The sequence below is a fragment of the Thalassotalea mangrovi genome, assembly GCF_005116735.1.
Lineage (GTDB): Bacteria > Pseudomonadota > Gammaproteobacteria > Enterobacterales > Alteromonadaceae > Thalassotalea_A > Thalassotalea_A mangrovi.
This window is the reverse complement of the sequence record NZ_SWDB01000031.1, coordinates 81,001-98,568: the sequence shown is the minus strand read 5'-3', so window position 1 is coordinate 98,568 and position 17,568 is coordinate 81,001. Positions and strand designations below refer to the sequence as shown.

At 47.0% G+C, this 17,568-nt stretch carries 14 protein-coding genes; all 14 read right to left on the bottom strand.

The window, feature by feature from the left end; all coding sequences use genetic code 11:
• Positions 1–121: 121 nt before the first annotated feature.
• The 14 genes from E8M12_RS13130 to rseP all read right to left on the bottom strand — a co-directional run bounded on the left by E8M12_RS13130 (position 122) and on the right by rseP (position 17,567).
• A complete protein-coding gene (locus E8M12_RS13130) occupies positions 122–922 on the bottom strand; it encodes a tetratricopeptide repeat protein (RefSeq protein WP_136736695.1) in 801 nt (266 codons plus the stop codon).
• A gap of 61 nt (positions 923–983) precedes the next feature.
• Positions 984–1,355: a SirB2 family protein gene (locus tag E8M12_RS13125; protein WP_136736693.1), complete on the bottom strand. Its 372-nt coding sequence runs from the start codon at positions 1,353–1,355 to the stop codon at positions 984–986.
• A 471-nt stretch (positions 1,356–1,826) separates the two neighbouring features.
• A complete protein-coding gene (locus E8M12_RS13120; RefSeq protein WP_136736691.1) occupies positions 1,827–3,002 on the bottom strand; it encodes a dicarboxylate/amino acid:cation symporter in 1,176 nt (391 codons plus the stop codon).
• Positions 3,003–3,049: 47 nt separating this feature from the next.
• Positions 3,050–4,456 (bottom strand): tRNA lysidine(34) synthetase TilS, encoded by a 1,407-nt coding sequence (tilS, locus tag E8M12_RS13115; RefSeq protein WP_136736689.1) that lies wholly within the window; start codon positions 4,454–4,456, stop codon positions 3,050–3,052.
• A 130-nt stretch (positions 4,457–4,586) separates the two neighbouring features.
• On the bottom strand, positions 4,587–5,543 hold the full coding sequence (gene accA, locus E8M12_RS13110) for an acetyl-CoA carboxylase carboxyl transferase subunit alpha (RefSeq protein ID WP_136736687.1): 957 nt from the start codon (positions 5,541–5,543) through the stop codon (positions 4,587–4,589).
• Positions 5,544–5,583: 40 nt separating this feature from the next.
• Positions 5,584–9,069, bottom strand: coding sequence for a DNA polymerase III subunit alpha (dnaE, locus tag E8M12_RS13105; protein ID WP_136736685.1), 3,486 nt, complete (start codon positions 9,067–9,069; stop codon positions 5,584–5,586).
• A gap of 8 nt (positions 9,070–9,077) precedes the next feature.
• On the bottom strand, positions 9,078–9,680 hold the full coding sequence (rnhB, locus tag E8M12_RS13100; protein ID WP_136736683.1) for a ribonuclease HII: 603 nt from the start codon (positions 9,678–9,680) through the stop codon (positions 9,078–9,080).
• Positions 9,681–9,688: 8 nt separating this feature from the next.
• Entirely contained in the window at positions 9,689–10,849 is a 1,161-nt protein-coding gene (lpxB, locus tag E8M12_RS13095) for a lipid-A-disaccharide synthase (protein WP_136736681.1), read from the bottom strand.
• Between the two features lie 3 nt (positions 10,850–10,852).
• Entirely contained in the window at positions 10,853–11,623 is a 771-nt protein-coding gene (lpxA, locus tag E8M12_RS13090) for an acyl-ACP--UDP-N-acetylglucosamine O-acyltransferase (RefSeq protein WP_136736679.1), read from the bottom strand.
• 3 nt (positions 11,624–11,626) lie between these two features.
• Positions 11,627–12,079 carry a 3-hydroxyacyl-ACP dehydratase FabZ gene (gene fabZ / locus E8M12_RS13085; RefSeq protein ID WP_136736677.1) on the bottom strand — a complete coding sequence of 151 codons (453 nt, stop codon included), beginning with the start codon at positions 12,077–12,079 and terminating at the stop codon, positions 11,627–11,629.
• Positions 12,080–12,094: 15 nt separating this feature from the next.
• The gene (lpxD, locus tag E8M12_RS13080; protein ID WP_136736676.1) at positions 12,095–13,135 is read right to left on the bottom strand and encodes a UDP-3-O-(3-hydroxymyristoyl)glucosamine N-acyltransferase; all 1,041 of its coding nucleotides are present in this window, start codon (positions 13,133–13,135) and stop codon (positions 12,095–12,097) included.
• Between the two features lie 10 nt (positions 13,136–13,145).
• Complete coding sequence (locus E8M12_RS13075) at positions 13,146–13,664, bottom strand: OmpH/Skp family outer membrane protein (RefSeq protein WP_246034143.1); 519 nt, start codon at positions 13,662–13,664, stop codon at positions 13,146–13,148.
• Positions 13,665–13,715: 51 nt separating this feature from the next.
• The gene (gene bamA / locus E8M12_RS13070) at positions 13,716–16,178 is read right to left on the bottom strand and encodes an outer membrane protein assembly factor BamA (protein ID WP_136736674.1); all 2,463 of its coding nucleotides are present in this window, start codon (positions 16,176–16,178) and stop codon (positions 13,716–13,718) included.
• A 24-nt stretch (positions 16,179–16,202) separates the two neighbouring features.
• Positions 16,203–17,567, bottom strand: coding sequence for a sigma E protease regulator RseP (gene rseP / locus E8M12_RS13065; RefSeq protein WP_136736672.1), 1,365 nt, complete (start codon positions 17,565–17,567; stop codon positions 16,203–16,205).
• Position 17,568: the final 1 nt, after the last annotated feature.

Below are 17,568 nucleotides of genomic sequence, written 5' to 3'. Positions count from 1 at the left end.
TTCTCTGCAATCAAAGCCTTGTCTAAAAGCCTTTAAATTCTCACTGAGTGAGCAATAATTTAATGTGATTGGTATTATACATCGCCTTGGTCAATGCAACGGTTTGACCTCTTCGGCTGAGTTAATGTAATACGGTATCCATTTGTGCAATCTGATCGAGCTGCAACTGCAATATTTTTGCGGCCGGATCCTGAGGGCAACTCTCTACAAAATAACGGTAATCATCATAGGCAACTTTAAAACAGTCCATTTGCTGCAACAAAAACCCCCTGTCCCGACGTTGATATGGGTCATCCGGGGTCATTGCCAACAATATATCCACACAGGTTAATGCCTGCTTAAACTGCTGCTCACGAATTAAGGCATTTTTCAACGAGGTCAAATGCTGACTGATTAATTTATTATCTTCGAGACTTTGCAGGGGCAGCTGCGCATCATTTGGGCTGACCTGCTGCAAACGCTGATCCAGCTCCTGCCAGTTAATCGGTTCGCCATTAATGCAGTCAAAAATTACCGCATAGGTATCATCACAGGTGATGCGAATCATCATATCATCGGGAACAAAGACTACATCCACATTCAAACCCGTACTACGGATAACATGTACCATCACCATAATCTTCAGGGTTGGTGCCATGCTAATAAAATCAAGGCCGTAATCGAGACGATGACTGGCAAGCCCGTAGAGAGATTTTGGCGTATCTGTGAGTAACTGTTGTACAAACAACACATCAAGCACTTTTTCAGCCTGTTCCAGCGGATCTTCGATGTCAGACAGTTGCGAGACCAGCTGCTCAGCCATTTGCTGAACCTTTTCCATTAACCGTGGTTGCTCGCCGAATATTTCTTGTTCCAACAAACAAAGACTGTCTAATAAATTCACTTTTTCCGGCATTAATTCCGAAATTAACAATTCTTTCATTACTTCTACTACGAATAATTCACAACGAATACAGGAAAACGCAGGTGATGACCTTCAGCGCCTACAAAAACATGGTTTGATGAGTCATGGCGAGTTTGATGATTAGAATAAACCATCCGAGAGCGCCCAAATAACCCAGATACTTCATGGCGTCTGTACGCGCCCATTTCAAGGTGTAAAAGCCAGTAAAGATATATGCTACCAAAGCCAGCAGTTTTTCCAGCATCCAGTCATGCTCACCCGGATACAAAGACAGAGACACCATCAGGGTGATGCCGGTAAGCAGTAATATGGTATCAATCACATGTGGCAGTATTTTCAACCACTTTTGACTAAGCTTTTTGGGGTTGCGCATTAACAGCACAAAACGATAACTGAACAGCAGTATGCTGATCATTGCCAGTGTAAAATGTGCACTTTTTACCAGCTCCATTATCGCTGTTCCTGCTTACAAAAAATTAGCGCGTAGCATAGCATAAAACGCCTTGCTTGCCATCAGTTTGCGGTTAATAGCAATTCCACTGAGTGGGAAATCATTCAGTGCAATCGGTATAACAAGGTTAGGCAACGGCTGCAGGCGCTAAGATAACTGGCAAAGATCCTGATTACCAATCTTAGGATCCGAGCATTACCCGCTAAATTAAGCGATTTACGCTGCTAACAAATAACCAGCTTTCGGTTAGCAAGAATACAACCGATTCTTACTGTTCAGAAAACAACCAGAGAGCTGAACAAGCCATTTTTCTGCGTTCAATTCATCTCTCAAAAGCTAATACACAATGTTATCCACAGTTTGTGTGATTAACTTTTTGAACATAAAAAAACCATGCTGCTGTCGATAAATCAACAGTACCAGCATGGCTTTGATCAAAACTTGATCCGTGAACGGATCGTTGTCTGGTCGTTATTCGTTATTTTGGGCGACGGTCAGGCCTTCCTCACCGGCAAATCGATTCACCCACAGCGCAATCACGCCGTCACCGGTGACGTTACAGGCCGTTCCAAAGCTATCCTGAGCCAGGTATAAGGCAATCATTAATCCCAGTGCCGCTTCATTAAAGCCAAGCATGCTGGCCAACAGTCCAAGAGCGGCCATAACCGCGCCACCGGGGGCACCAGGTGCTGCAATCATGGTGATCCCCAGTACCAGGATAAATGGAATCATACCCAGCAAACCGGGAACCGTCATTGACTCGGTAAGTAGCATTACCGCGGTGGCACAGGTAACGATTGTGATCGTCGAGCCACTCAGGTGAATCGATGCACATAATGGGATGGTAAAATTGACCACACCATCATCGACACCATTTTCCTTAGAACAATTCAGCGAAACCGGAATCGTTGCGGCACTGGACATGGTACCTAATGCGGTAAAATAAGCTGGCATCATGTTCTTAAGCAAAGTCAACGGTGAGCGTCCCATTGCCAGACCGCTAATGACATAAATCACGGTGATCCACAACCAGTGCATCACTAATGCCATCACCAGCACAACCGCAAAGGTTTTTAACGTCGCAAATACCGTTCCTGCTACTGTCATTTCCGCAAACACACCGGCAATATAAACCGGTAATAATGGGATAATGATTTTAACCAGCAATAACTCAATAATATCGCGCCCTTCTATCAGGTTGCTGCGCAGGTTTTTCGCATTGGTGGCACTAATACCAAGACCAAATACAAATGCCAGCGCCAGGGCCGTCATCACCGAAAACATTGGCGGAATGCTGAATTCGATAAATGATTTTAAGCCTTCACCCTCAGCGATGCTTTCAATTCGAGAACCTTCCATTAAACCCGGTAACAAAGTACTGGCAACCAAAAAGGCAAAGATGCCGGCGGTGATGGTAGAACCATAAGCCAGTCCCACCGTTTTACCGAGCAGTTTCGACGATCCCTGCGGTAACGTGGCGATACCACTGGCAATGTAAAATAAAATAATTAACGGAATGGTAAAGGTGATCAGCTGGCCGATCAGGGATTGAAAGGTTAACAGGGTGCGGGTGATGGCCTCTGGGGCGAACATGCCAACCACAAAGCCAGCCGCGATACCTGCGACAAGTTTTAAAATTAAGTTCATAGATACTCCGAGTGACACCTGTTTGCCAGTAACGTCTGGTACAGGGATTATTCTGTTGTTATTTTTATGATCCGCTTATTGTGCGCCATATTGGCTGCCAAGGTAAAGTCTTCACAGATAAAGTGACCGACAACACCGGCAAAAATATTGTCCACATAGATAAAAACCAGGCGTCTGCGTAACCAGGGTGGAATACCTCGTTCCTGCAGCACTTTTTTTAATGGCCGGCTTTTGTCTCTGCCCTGGGGTTTACATACCGGGTTATCGTGATGACAACTCAAGCGTATTTCCGCTTCATCCGCGACACACAGAAACTGTGGACTATTACTATCATGATTATCGTCAGAAGACTGGCCGCTTTGCGCATCGCTAACCTCATGCAGGCACAGGATAACTGAAGAGTCAGGAAGCGAAACTCGATAAGGAGAGGTTAATGACGTATCCAGCTGCATCGTCCAGCTTTGGATATCCTGAAAATCCCGGGTAATAAACAGCTTCTGTTGATAACGTCTGAGCACCGCATCACCGCACTTAACTTCGGGATTTTTATCGATAGCGGCAGTTGCAATTTGGTTGATAGCCTGTAGCAATGGTTTGTGCTCCGGCATTCTCAATCCCAGCTGCTTAAAACGAAAGCGCAGAGCATTGATCTGGCGGCTTTGTGAGAGTCGATTGAAAGTGTCCAGGGCAATAGGCTGATTGGCAAGGTTTTCGCCTAAATCAATTTGTGCCAGTTCTTCCAGCAAGGATTGTGTTTGCCTTTGCACAGCTGCAGATTTAACGACACTGGCAGAAAAATCTGGCCAGCGACTTTGTATTAATGGCAACACTTGCTGTCGCAAAAAATTGCGATCAAAGCGGGTATCCTGATTCGATTCATCCTCAACCCAGGTCAGTTGCCGTTGCTCGGCATAATGTTGCAACTGAGCCCGGGAAACGTCGAGCAAAGGACGCCCCAGCAAACCGACAGCGCTGTTCTGGCGCAACGGTTGCATCGCTGCCAGCCCTAGCACCCCCGCGCCACGTTTCAGTGCCAGTAAAAATGTTTCGGCCTGATCGTCCTGGTGGTGTGCGGTGAGGATTATATCTTGCGCAGTGCGGATTTCGGCCAACGCCTGATAACGGGCATTTCGCGCTTTCTCTTCAATACCACCACCAGAAACATTATTAACATCAACCCTTATCGCCCGGTAATCGACGTCCAGCATTTCGCATTGTTGCCGGGTAAAGGATTGCCAGTGATCAGCATTGCGACTTAAGCCATGGTTAATATGAACGGCACAAATGTCTGTAGCAATGTGGCCTTGCTGCTTAAGCGATGCCAGAGCGTGTAGCAATACCTGCGAATCAAGGCCACCACTATAGGCGACAAGCAAGTTTTTCTGGACGAGCTGCGGCTCTGCAAAAAACTTCAGCAAAGCGGCATAAACCGGGTTGTTTACTGTCTTGTCCATCTAACCTGATACGTAAATGATGTTATTTAATGACCGATATAGTAACTGCTAAAACAAAAAATGTCCCGGTACGGGACATTTTCAGCATTTAAATTCTCACTGAGTGAGCAATAATTTAATGTGATTGGTATTAACAGTAGCCGTAGGACATCAGGCGCTGATAGCGGTTTTCAATGAGCTCATCTTTTTTATGCTCGTCCAGTGATGCCAGGTCTGCCTTAATTGCCTGCTTGAGGTTAGACGCCATCAAATCGAAATCACGGTGCGCACCGCCAAGTGGCTCATCAATGATATTGTCAATAAGCTCTAGCTCTTTAATGCGGTCTGCGGTAACGCCCATCGCCTCTGCCGCTGTTGCCGCTTTTTCCGCGGTTTTCCACAAGATTGATGCACAACCTTCCGGAGAAATCACCGAGTAGGTCGAATACTGCAGCATGTTAACCCGATCACCAACACCAATGGCCAGTGCACCACCGGAGCCACCTTCACCGATAACCGTACAGACAATCGGTACCGTCAATCGTGACATGACTTTCAGATTTCGGGCAATGGCTTCGCTTTGACCACGCTCCTCAGCACCAATACCTGGATACGCACCCGGGGTGTCGATAAAAGTGATTATTGGCATATTAAAACGTTCTGCCATTTCCATTAAGCGCAATGCTTTACGGTACCCCTCCGGGCGAGGCATCGCAAAATTGCGGCGAACCTTCTCTGCGGTATCGCGACCTTTCTGGTGGCCGATAACCATCACCGGGCGACCATCAAGGCGAGCAGTACCCGCAACAATCGCTTCGTCATTGGCGTAAGCTCTGTCACCGGCTAGCTCATCAAAATCGGTAAAGATGCGCTTGATATAATCGATGGTATAAGGACGGCCTGGGTGACGCGCGATACGAGAAACCTGCCAAGGGTCGAGATCCGAGAATACTTTTTTGGTTAACTCCTCACTTTTACTACGCAGCTGAGCAATTTGTTCTTCTAAATCTAAATCAAGGTCCTGGCCCTGATTGACCAATTGCAATTCTTCGATCTTTGCTTCTAAATCGGCAATGGGTTGCTCAAAATCCAAAAAGTTGAGTGACATATTGGTTACCTAATCATCTGTGCGGGATATTCCCGTCGATTTATTCTTTAAATGCCATGGCGACATTTTCCTCGCCAAGTAATAATCCTAATTCATGTACTAGCGCATCGCTGGGTGTTACCCGCCATTGTGTACCAAGTTCAATCGTGGCACTCGCTTCCGGTCGCTGATAAAACACCCGTACCGGACATGTACCTTCTTTATAAGGCGTCAGGACCCGGTTAAATTCAGCAATAAAGTTATCGCCTAGGTTGCTGCGATGCAATTGTAAATCAAGAGATTTTATATAATTTTCTCGCGCTTCGGCAATACTCATAATCTCTCGGCCAGTCATTGTAATACCACCGGAGTAATCATCAAAGCTGACCTGTCCGCTACACACTAAAATAGCATCTTTAACCAGGATATCCTGATAACGCTCAAAATCGTCAGGAAACAGGCGTACATCAATACGTGCACTTTTATCATCAAGCGTCACCAACGCCCAGCGCCGGCCTTTTTTGTTGACCAGCACCCGTACTCCGATAACCAGGCCTACCGCTGTCTGCACCCGATCTTTACCGGCCGGTTGCAGGTTAACCAGGCGGCCACTGCCATAATGCTTAATTTCAGCCAGGTAACGGTCTATCGGATGGCCGGTCAGATATAGGCCTAAGGTTTCCCGTTCGCCGTCAAGCCAGACGTCTTCGGCCCAGCGCGGCACATCTTTGAAAGACTGGCGGGTATCTTCTTCTTCGACATTGATCAGGCCAAACAGATCATCCTGTCCCAGTGCCTGAGCTTTAGCGTGTTGGTCGGCAGCCTTAATCGCCTCAGCCAGGGTCTCAAACATCGCCGCACGATGTGGTCCCAGGTTATCCATGGCGCCCGCTTTAATCAGGCGTTCCAGCACCCGCTTATTAATTTTCTTCAGGTCCAGGCGAGCGCAGAAATCGAATAGATCTTTAAATGGCCCGCCCTGCTCCCGGGCTTCAATAATTGCCGCAATCGGGCCTTCACCAACGCCCTTGATGGCACCTATGCCATAAACAATCTGGTTGTCATCGTTGACGGTGAATTTATATAAGCCAGAGTTTACATCCGGTGGCAATAAATCCAGCCCCATATTGGCGCACTCATCCACCAGGGTCACAATTTTATCGGTATTATCCATATCGGCGGACATTACCGCTGCCATAAATGGTGCCGGATGATGGGCTTTCATCCATAAGGTTTGATAAGACACCAAAGCATAGGCAGCCGAGTGTGATTTGTTAAATCCATAGCCGGCAAATTTTTCCACCAGGTCGAAGATTTTCATCGCCAGTTCGCCGTCAACCCCCAGCTTTTCTGCACCGGCTTTAAAGCCGCCACGTTGCTTAGCCATTTCTTCCGGCTTCTTCTTACCCATGGCTCGACGCAGCATATCGGCACCACCCAGGGTGTACCCGGCAAGCACCTGGGCAATCTGCATTACCTGCTCCTGATACAGTATAATGCCGTAAGTCGGTTCAAGAATCGGTTGTAGCCACTCATGCTGCCAGGTGGCATCTGGGTATGATATTTCCTCACGACCGAGTTTTCGGTCGATAAAGTTATCAACCATGCCCGATTGCAATGGACCGGGGCGGAACAGCGCCACCAAAGCGATCATATCTTCAAAACAATCCGGTTTCAGGCGCTTGATCAAATCTTTCATACCACGCGATTCGAGCTGGAATACGGCGGTGGTTTCTGCTTTTAGTAAAACGTCGTAGCTTTTCGGATCGTCCAATGGAATGGCGGCAATATCGATAGGTTCTTTGCCAGCTTTTGATAACTTCTCGTCGGCCATTTCAATGGCCCATTGCAGGATAGTCAGCGTACGCAGGCCGAGAAAGTCAAATTTGACCAGTCCCGCTTCTTCGACGTCGTTTTTATCGAACTGGGTTACCGGGTTTTTGCCTTCGTCGTCGCAATACAGGGGCGCGAAATCGGTAATAGTGGTTGGCGAGATCACAACACCACCAGCATGTTTACCGGCATTTCGGGTCGTCCCTTCGAGGATGCGACACATATCGATAAGATCTTTGACTTCCGAGTCCTGTTGATAAATTTCCGGAAGTCGCGGTTCAACCTCAAACGCTTTCGCCAGCGTCATTCCCGGATCGCCGGGAATCAATTTTGAAATTCGGTCAACAAAACCATACGGGTGGCCTAATACCCGGCCGACATCCCGGATAACCGCCTTGGCCGCCATGGTACCAAAGGTAATAATTTGCGATACCGCATCGCGACCATAAAGCTCGGCAACGTGGTCAATGACCTCATCGCGTCGGTCCATACAGAAATCGACGTCAAAGTCCGGCATCGAGATACGTTCCGGGTTCAAAAATCGCTCGAATAGCAGGTCGAATTCGAGTGGATCGAGATCGGTAATTTTTAATGCATAGGCGACCAGGGAACCGGCCCCCGAACCTCGACCCGGGCCGACCGGAATATTATTATCTTTCGACCACTGGATAAACTCCATAACGATCAAGAAATATCCGGGGAACCCCATGTTATTGATAACATCAAGTTCAATTTTTAAACGTTCGTCATATTCTTTGCGCTTTTCTGCAAAATCGGGAGCATTAACATCAAATAAAAACTCGAGACGCTCCTGCAGACCCTCTTCCGACACTTTGATTAGATAATCATTAATGTGCATGCCTTCGGTGGGGAAGTCTGGTAGAAAATATTCACCAAGCCGCACCGTCACATTACAGCGCTTGGCAATCTCGACACTGTTGGCCAGGGCTTCCGGGATATCCGCAAACAGCTCCTGCATTTCCTGTTCGCTGCGCAAATACTGCTCTTTGGAATAGCGCTTTGGTCGACGTTTGTCTTCAAGCGTATAACCATCATGAATGGCGACACGAATTTCGTGGGCATCAAAATCTTCGGGTTTTAAAAATACCACTTCATTGGTGGCAACTACCGGTATTTGTCGCTCTGCTGATAATGCGACCGCCATATGCAGATACGATTCTTCCTGATCCCGGGAAGTTCGGATTAATTCCAGGTAAAAGCGCTCGGCAAAATGCTGTTGGTAAAAGCTAACGCAACTGTCGACCAGCTCTTGATTGCCCTTAAGCAATGCTTTACCAACGTCGCCTTCACGGCCACCAGAGAGAATGATCAATCCCTGCGCGTAGTCAGCAAGCCAGCGTTTGTTTAAAACCGCTTTGCCTTGAATATGTCCCTGCAGGTAGGCTTTTGAGATCAGTTCGGTCAGGTTTTTATAGCCGGTATTGTCCATCGCCAATACCACCAGGCGAAACAACTCATCTTCAAAGTCATCGCTGGTTACCCAAAAATCACAACCAATGATCGGTTTGATACCAGCACCATGACAGGCGCCATAGTATTTTACCAAACCACACAAATTGGTTTGATCAGTCAGGGCAATAGCCGGCATCTGTTGCTCGCTGGCAGCAGCGATGATGGGTTTAACCTTGTTCAGGCCATCGGACATTGAAAAGTCAGAGTGGACCCTTAAATGAACAAACTTCGGCTCGGCCATATTATTCCTTACTCAGCTGAATTGCGGGCGATTATCTGCGCAACCGGTTTAAACGATTTACGATAATTGTCCAGTACGCCATATTCCTCAATGATTTGCAAATGGGCTTTGGTCGGGTAGCCCTTATGGTTGGCAAATCCGTAATGGGGATACTGTTCATGCAGTTCATGCATTTCCTGATCGCGGGCAACTTTGGCAATAATCGATGCGGCACTTATTGCCGCAACACGAGCGTCGCCTTTAACGACACTTTCACTTGCCATCGGCAAATCCGGACAACGATTACCGTCAACCAACACTAACTGAGGTTGCACACTTAATCCTTGCACCGCTCTTTGCATCGCGACCATCGTCGCCTGCAAGATATTTAATTGATCAATTTCCCAGGCTTCGCAACGCCCAATACACCAGGCCAATGCGTTTTCTTTAATTTGCCCGGCCAGCGTTACGCGCTTTTTCTCGGATAATTTTTTCGAATCCATTAATCCTGCAATCGGTTTATTAGGATCAAGAATAACGGCAGCGGTGACTACCGCACCGACCAGGGGGCCACGCCCTACCTCATCGACACCGGCAATAACATCGACATCCGGAAGAATATAGGGTTCCATAATGACTACTAGGCGATAACTTTTTGTGAATTTAACACCAGCTCAACGGCGTCTGCCGCCCGGGCACTGGCATCTTGTTTAAGGGTATGATGAATGTTGGTAAATTCATCCATCAATTGTTTTTGATCGGCGTATAACAGCGGCTCGACTTCGTGCGCCAGATTTTCCGGTGTTACCTGCTCCTGCAGTAACTCGGGCAACAAGGCTTTATTGGCGAGCAGGTTTGGCAGGGAAAACCATTTTAGTTTCACCAGCCTGCGTCCAATCCAATAAGTCAGCTGTTGGAATTTATAAGCAACCACCATAGGGCGTTTTACCAGTGCCCCTTCCAGGGTTACGGTACCCGAGGCAGTTAGCAGGCAATCACTTGCCGCCATTACCTGTTGGGTCTGATTAACCACAGTGGTGACATCTAAATCGGGCGCATGTTCCGCTTTGATCGATTCAAACTGTTGCAACCGTAACTCATTAATTAACGGCGCCACAAATTTCAAATCCGGATGCTTGGCTTTTAATAAGCTCGCTGCACCGAAAAAGTCAGGTAATAAGCGTTGTAACTCGCCACCGCGAGAACCGGGCATAATTGCCAGGTATTTGGCATCGAGATCCAAACCGAGTTGCTCGCGAGCCAGAGCCTTGTCACTGTGCAGCGGGATATCATCGGCCAGCGGGTGACCTACAAAGGTACAGGCGACATCATGTTTGTCATAAAACTGTTTTTCGAATGGTAGCAACGCCAGTACCATATCGGTGGCTTTATCAATTTTAAAAATTCGCTTTTCACGCCAGGCCCAGACACTGGGACTGACGTAGTGAACGGTTTTAATACCACGGTCTTTTAGTCGCTGCTCGAGCCCGAGATTAAAATCCGGCGCATCAATACCGATAAAGACATCGGGCGGGTTTTCGCTGAAATACTCAACCAGAGTTTTGCGCACATGCAGCAGTCGTCGCAATCGACCAAGGACTTCAACGATACCCATTACGGCCAGCTCTTCCATGGCGAACAGGCTGTTAAAACCAAGGTTCAACATTTTCGGTCCGCCGATGCCAACAAAGCGTGCATCAGGATAACGGCGTTGCAATTCGGCAACTAACCCGGCACCCAGGGTATCGCCAGAATGCTCACCAACAACGATGGCAAAAGTAAGTGGTTTGGAATCTGTCATAGACTAGCGAATAATGCCACGCGAGGACTGGTTAATGAAATCGACGAAATCCTGCACATGCGAAGATTCTTTTGCCAGCTCATTTAAAGCCGGCATCGCTTCTGCCAGGGTCTGGCCCTTACGATACACTTCTTTATACGCACGGCGAATCGCAAGAATGTCCTGCTTGGCAAAGCCACGGCGCTTTAAGCCCTCCGTATTCAGACCAAACGGAGAAACCGGGTAGCCTGAGGCCATCACAAATGGAGGCGTGTCTTTTAAGACAATGGCACCGCCGGCGATAAAGGCATGCGAACCAATATGACAGAATTGATGTGCACCGGACATACCACCAAAAATGACCCAGTCGCCAACATGAACGTGGCCGGCGAGAGTGGCATTGTTAGCAAAAATACAGTTGTCGCCAATCATGCAATCATGAGCGACATGAGCGTATGCCATAAACAGGTTATTACTGCCGATTTGCGTCAATGAGTTGTCCTGGATGGTACCACGATGAATCGTGACGCATTCACGAAAGACATTATTATCACCGATAACCAGACGAGTATCTTCACCGGCATATTTTTTATCCTGACACTCTTCACCGATAGAACCAAATTGAAAAATTCGGTTACCTTTACCGATCTTTGTCGGACCTTTGATGACGACGTGTGAACCAATGACACAATCGTCACCAATTTCTACGTCATTACCGATATAGGTCCAGGGACCTACGGTTACGTTGTTGCCAAGTTGAGCACCTGGCTCAATAATAGCTTGCGGATGGATCACGAACTACATCTCTCTTCTTGCACACATCAGATCAGCACTACAGACGACCTTCCCGTCGACTTTTGCTTCTCCATAAAACTTCCACATGCCTCTACGATCCTTTAGAAATTCGATATGCAAGTGCATGGTGTCGCCGGGGTGAACCGGGCGTTTAAATTTTGCATTATCGATGGAAGCAAATAAAAACATCTCGCCATCGGCGCGATTTTCTACACTCTTAAAGCCTAAAATTCCGCTTGCCTGAGCCAGAGACTCAAGGATCAGAACGCCTGGAAAAATCGAGTAACTGGGAAAATGTCCGGTAAATATCGGTTCATTAATGGTTACATTTTTAATCGCATGGATGGATTTTCCAGGCACATAGTCCAGCACTTTATCAACCAGTAAAAACGGGTATCGATGCGGGATAAGTTGCTTAATTTCTTCAATGTCTATGACATTATTCTTGGGTTCCATAACATATCCCTCTGTTTATTTGCTTTCGCCTGAATCACTGCTGCTTGCGCGCATCTGCTTTTCCAGTTTGCTAAGCCGCTTGTACATATCATCTAATTGTCGCAACCTGGCAGTCGTCTTGCGCCAGTCGCGATTATCCATTGCCGGCATACCGGAAGAATAGGTTCCCGCTTTATCGGTACCTTTGACAACCATCGCCTGGCCGGTGAACACCGTACCATCGGCTATGTGAATATGACCATTGATACCGGTTTGTCCGGCAATGACACAATATTTACCAATCTTGGCACTGCCAGCGATGACTGCACATCCGGCTATCGCCGTACCTTCACCGACTTCCACATTGTGGGCAATTTGCACCTGGTTATCGATGATGCAGTTATCAGCGATGGTCGTGTCTTTCAGGGCGCCACGGTCGATGGTAGTGTTAGCACCGATTTCGACCCGGTTTCCAATCACAACGGCACCAAGCTGGGGAATTTTTTCCCAGCGGCCTTTATCATTGGCATAGCCAAAACCGTCCGAACCTATGGTGGTATTAGCCTGCACCAGGCAATCTTCACCAATGATGACATTATGATAAACACTGATGTTTGACCATAATCGGCTTCTGGCGGCAATTTTAGCACACTTTCCGATAAAACAGTTGGCACCTATACGCACGTCGTCACCCAACTGCACGCCAGATTCAATCACCGTATTGGCGCCGATACTGACATTCTGGCCAAAACTGACGTCAGCGGCGATCACCGCAGATTCGGCGATTCCCTCGCTAGGGGCCGGCGTCGTATCGAGGAGTTGTGCCACCCTGGCAAAACCCAGGTAGGGGTTGGCGAGAATTAATGCATTGGTTGGGCAATATTGGGCATCGTCTTCGCTGAGGATAACAGCCGATGCTTGGGTATGTTGCAGGTGTTGTCGGTATTTGGAATTGGCCAGAAAGGCGATATCACCTGTTCCGGCCTCTTCTAATGCGGCTAACTTCTGGATGACACAATTACCGTCGCCCATCACAGTGCCACCCAGCTTGGTGGCTAGCTCCGCTAATGTAATCATTAATCAGCTCTTAGTTAGATTTTGAAGCTTGTTCTACAACTTTAGTTGAAATATCAAATTCTGGTTTGGCAAAGGCTACCGCTGATTGTTGTAAAATCAAATCAAAACCTTCTTCATCAGCAACGCTGTCAACCGCCGTTCTGACCAGTTGCAGAATCTTTTGTTGCTCTTCCTGTTCACGACGCTTCAGGCTTTGTTGTAATGGCTGAGCTTTAGCTTGATACTCTTTGGTCAACGCGTCAATCTTGCCATCCAGTTCATCAATCTCTTTTTTGCTCATAATCGCTTCGTCGCGCTTACGCTTTTCAAGATTGTACTTGATATCACCTTCAAGCTGTTTCAATGCGTCCATCGGCTCTTTAAATTCGGCAGCGATATCCTGCTGAATCGTTGCCATTTGTGGTAATTGCGAAATTACCTTCTGCACATTAACCGTACCGATTTTTTGATCTGCGGCTAATGAAGCACCGGTGAATAACATGCTTGATGCTGCGGCCGTAAAGGCCAAAGATTTCATTAATTGTTTCAACTTACTTCTCCTAGTTCTTGTTGTCCGTTGATCAGCCTATCCTGCCTGATTCTAAAACGTTTTACCAATATTAAAACTAAAGAACTGATGATCATCGCCATCCTGAGTTTTTAATCGTTTGGCAAAATTAAAGATCATCGGCCCCATTGGCGACAGCCATTGAATGGAAATACCCGTCGATGCACGAAAACGGAATGGATCGGAGTAATCATCGATCATATCGAAGTATACCGGATCCAACTCCTGGTAATCATTTGGGTTAAATTCCGTGTCCCATACGTTACCAACGTCTACAAACACACTGGTACGCACACTGTTGGCATAACTTTCGTCTAAAAACGGTGTCGGGAAAATCAGTTCCGCACCACCGATTAACACGGCATTACCACCGACACTCCGACGGTTATCGACAATAATCGAGTCGGAATCCGGACCGAGTACTTCATTCTCACCCGGTAATCCAGGAATGGTATTCGCGGTTCTGAAAATCGCTCGTGGACCTACCGTATTATTTTCAAATCCACGCATGGTGTCAGAACCACCGGCACGGAAGTTTTCCCAGAATGGTAACAGGTAGTCATTACCATCAATATCACCGTAACCATTACCATAGCCTGCTTCCAGGCGGGTCAGGAAACTCCAGCTGTGGTCACGAGATAATGGAAAATAAAACTTTGAGTCAAACTTAGCTTTGAAGTATTGAATATCCGAATTCGGTGTGGTCACTTTACCAGATAACGACATACTCGAGCCTGCGGTCGGGAATGTGCCTCGGTTTAATGTCACCCGCGAAATTGTACCGTTCAAATCAAAGGTATCAAAACTAACCCGTGCGTCCGGATCGTTGGGATCCTGGAAAATACTGTAAAAGTCTTTGATCTGCTCATAGGACTGCAGATTAGAGATATCACTGTATTTGTATCCGGCACCAAAGTTTAACCGTACATATTCATTGATTGGAAATCCAAAGTTCAGCCCGGTTCCATAGGAAGTCTGGTTGTAGTTAACCAGGTTCGCAGATCCCGCATCAAATTCGGAATAGAAAATGTTACCGCCCAATGAAACCCCATCAATGGTGAAATACGGATCCGTATAGGAAATATTGGCATTACGGGCAAAACGGTTGGTATTAATCTGGAAACCTACACGGTTACCAGTACCTAAAAAGTTATTTTGCTGGATCCCGGCATTCAGGCTCAGCCCCGAGTATGAACCGTAACCAATACCAGCAGTGAACGAACCGGATGGCTGTTCTTTTACGGTAAAGTCAACATCGACCAAATCTTCTTCGCCCGGTACCGGTGTTGTTTCAAATTCTACGGTTTCAAAATATGGCAGGCGCTGAATACGCATCTTCGATGCTTCAACCCAGGAGTTTGACAACCAGGAGCCTTCCATTTGGCGCATTTCGCGACGTAGTACCGTTTCCGACGTTACATCGTTACCGGCAAAGTTAATGCGATTTACATAAACACGCTTGCCTGGGTCAACCGAGACAACCAGTTTTACCGTCTTATCTTCATCATTGATTTCCGGGATAGTTTTGACTTCCGGGTATGCATAGCCGAATCGTCCGAGGAAATTTGAGATTAACTCTTCACTATAGGTAACCTCGGCACCAGAATATAATTCTTCCGGTTTAAGCGGGGTAATACGCTTAATGGTATCTTCATAACCCGCCATATCACCGACAAACTCCACTTCACTAACGGTGTATTGCTCACCTTCGGTGACGTTCAGGGTAATATATACCCCTTCCTTATTTGGGCTCATCGACACCTGGGTGGAGTCGACATTAAAACGCAGGTAACCACGATCCAGGTAATAGCTTTCAATGGTTTCCATATCGCCTTGCAGGGTCTGCTTCTGGTATCGATCCTGAGCCATGAAATTCCACCACGGGGAATCATAGGTTAATTCGATTTTCTCAAGCAGTTGTGCATCGCTGAATAGTTCATTACCAACGATGTTAATCTGTTCAATGGCTGCCGCATCACCTTCTTCGAAATCAAATACCAGATTGATACGGTTACGCGGTAAATGGGTGATTTTAGTCGTCACTTTGGCATTGTACTTACCAACGCTGTGGTAAAAGTCTTCCAGGCCCGCTTCGATATTGGTCAGCACAGAGCGATCCAGGGTTTCGCCGACACGAATACCACTGCTATCCAGGCTCTCCTGCAGTTGCTCGTCCTTGATATCGTCATTGCCTTCAAAAGTGATATCTGAAATCGTTTCCCGCTCTTTTACCCGATAGATAATGGCATTACCGTCACGAAATACGCTGATTTCATGGAAGTGGCCGGAGGCGTACAGGGATTTAATCGACTGGGAAATCCGAAATTCGGTCAGCTCATCGCCAACACTGATCGGTAAATGGGTTAGTGCGGCTCCTAGTGCGACCCGTTGCAGTCCCTTAATTTGAATATCTTCTACTACAAATTCATCAGCTGCCTGAACATTACAACCAATGCTGCCCATTAATACTGCTAAGGCGAGTTTTCTTATTATCATACGATCTGTCAACTTATCTACTAACTATTGTCCAAGCCGGGAGAAATCATTAAAGAGTGCAATACTCATCAACATTAATAGAACCAGGGCTCCGAACTTGAATCCGAGTTCCTGAACCTTCTCAGGTACCGGTTTGCCGCTGAAAAGTTCTATAACATAATAAAGTAAGTGGCCGCCATCAAGTATTGGTAGCGGTAAAAGGTTAATTATTCCCAAATTAACGCTAATCAAGGCTAAAAAGCCGAGAAAATAGACAATTCCGTAGCTTGCGGAGTCCCCTGCCCCCTGAGCTATGCCAATCGGCCCACTTAAATTACTGACACTGACATCTCCACTGATCAGTTTGCCTATGGTGACAAAGCTTAAACTGATCAACTGCCAGGTTTTATCTACTGCCATTCCCACCGCTTCAAAAGGGCCATGTTGAATGGTGACCAGGTAAGATTCTGGCCAGGCTTCTCGCGAAGGAGAAACCCCGATAAACCCTACCTTACGACCATCTTCGGCTTCTTTGGTTCCCACGGTGATATCAATTTGTTGGATTTGTTGGTTGCGATTAATGGTCAGGGGCAGTGTCTGCCCCGGACTTTGTTCGATGCGGCTAACCAGGGTTGGCCAGTCATCCGTAACATCAACATCATCGACAACCAGTATTTTATCGCCAGCCTGCAGACCTGCAGCGGCCGCCGCACTATCAGGCGCGACCAGAGCAATGGTAGTCAGGATATCCGGCGTAAACGGGACAATGCCGAGACTTTGCATTGCTGATATTTTACTGGGCTCAAACTGCCAGTCAGACGTATCAAGGACATGCTCGCGGGCAAATGAACTATTTTCTTCTTTGGTGGATATGGTTAATTGTGTCTCGCCAATCAATCCCACTAATTGCATTTGCACCTGCTGCCAGGTCGGGGTGTCTTCCCCATTGATGGCAACAATTTGCTGCTCGGCGGACAGACCCGACTGACTGGCAATTGAATCATTTTCAATGGCACCAATAATCGGTTTGGTTTCGGTCTGGCCAATTAACAATAAACAATAAAAAGCAAAGATCGCAAAGATGAAATTGGCTAATGGACCGGCCGCTACAATCGCAATGCGTTGCAGCACACTTTTACGATTAAACGCATTAGGCAGGTCCTGTTCGGCAACGTCATCGACCCGTTCGTCGAGCATTTTGACATAGCCACCTAAAGGTATCAGGGCGATAACAAATTCGGTTCCGTGTTTGTCATAGGTTTTAAACAATTTTTTCCCAAAACCAATGGAAAAGCGCTCAACCTTAACGCCACATTTACGTGCCACCCAAAAATGGCCAAACTCATGGACCGTGACTAACAATCCAAGAGCAATGACAAACGCAGCAAGGTTCCAGAAAAAATCAAACATG

What these genes read in the sequence shown, in the direction of transcription:
- E8M12_RS13130 (WP_136736695.1), bottom strand. Translation starts at nt 922, where the DNA reads ATGAAAGAATTGTTAATTTCGGAATTAATGCCGGAAAAAGTGAATTTA.
- dnaE (WP_136736685.1), bottom strand. Translation starts at nt 9,069, where the DNA reads ATGGCCGAGCCGAAGTTTGTTCATTTAAGGGTCCACTCTGACTTTTCA.
- E8M12_RS13120 (WP_136736691.1), bottom strand. Translation starts at nt 3,002, where the DNA reads ATGAACTTAATTTTAAAACTTGTCGCAGGTATCGCGGCTGGCTTTGTG.
- accA (WP_136736687.1), bottom strand. Translation starts at nt 5,543, where the DNA reads ATGTCACTCAACTTTTTGGATTTTGAGCAACCCATTGCCGATTTAGAA.
- rseP (WP_136736672.1), bottom strand. Translation starts at nt 17,567, where the DNA reads ATGTTTGATTTTTTCTGGAACCTTGCTGCGTTTGTCATTGCTCTTGGA.
- rnhB (WP_136736683.1), bottom strand. Translation starts at nt 9,680, where the DNA reads ATGGAACCCTATATTCTTCCGGATGTCGATGTTATTGCCGGTGTCGAT.
- tilS (WP_136736689.1), bottom strand. Translation starts at nt 4,456, where the DNA reads ATGGACAAGACAGTAAACAACCCGGTTTATGCCGCTTTGCTGAAGTTT.
- E8M12_RS13125 (WP_136736693.1), bottom strand. Translation starts at nt 1,355, where the DNA reads ATGGAGCTGGTAAAAAGTGCACATTTTACACTGGCAATGATCAGCATA.
- fabZ (WP_136736677.1), bottom strand. Translation starts at nt 12,079, where the DNA reads ATGGAACCCAAGAATAATGTCATAGACATTGAAGAAATTAAGCAACTT.
- lpxD (WP_136736676.1), bottom strand. Translation starts at nt 13,135, where the DNA reads ATGATTACATTAGCGGAGCTAGCCACCAAGCTGGGTGGCACTGTGATG.
- bamA (WP_136736674.1), bottom strand. Translation starts at nt 16,178, where the DNA reads ATGATAATAAGAAAACTCGCCTTAGCAGTATTAATGGGCAGCATTGGT.
- lpxB (WP_136736681.1), bottom strand. Translation starts at nt 10,849, where the DNA reads ATGACAGATTCCAAACCACTTACTTTTGCCATCGTTGTTGGTGAGCAT.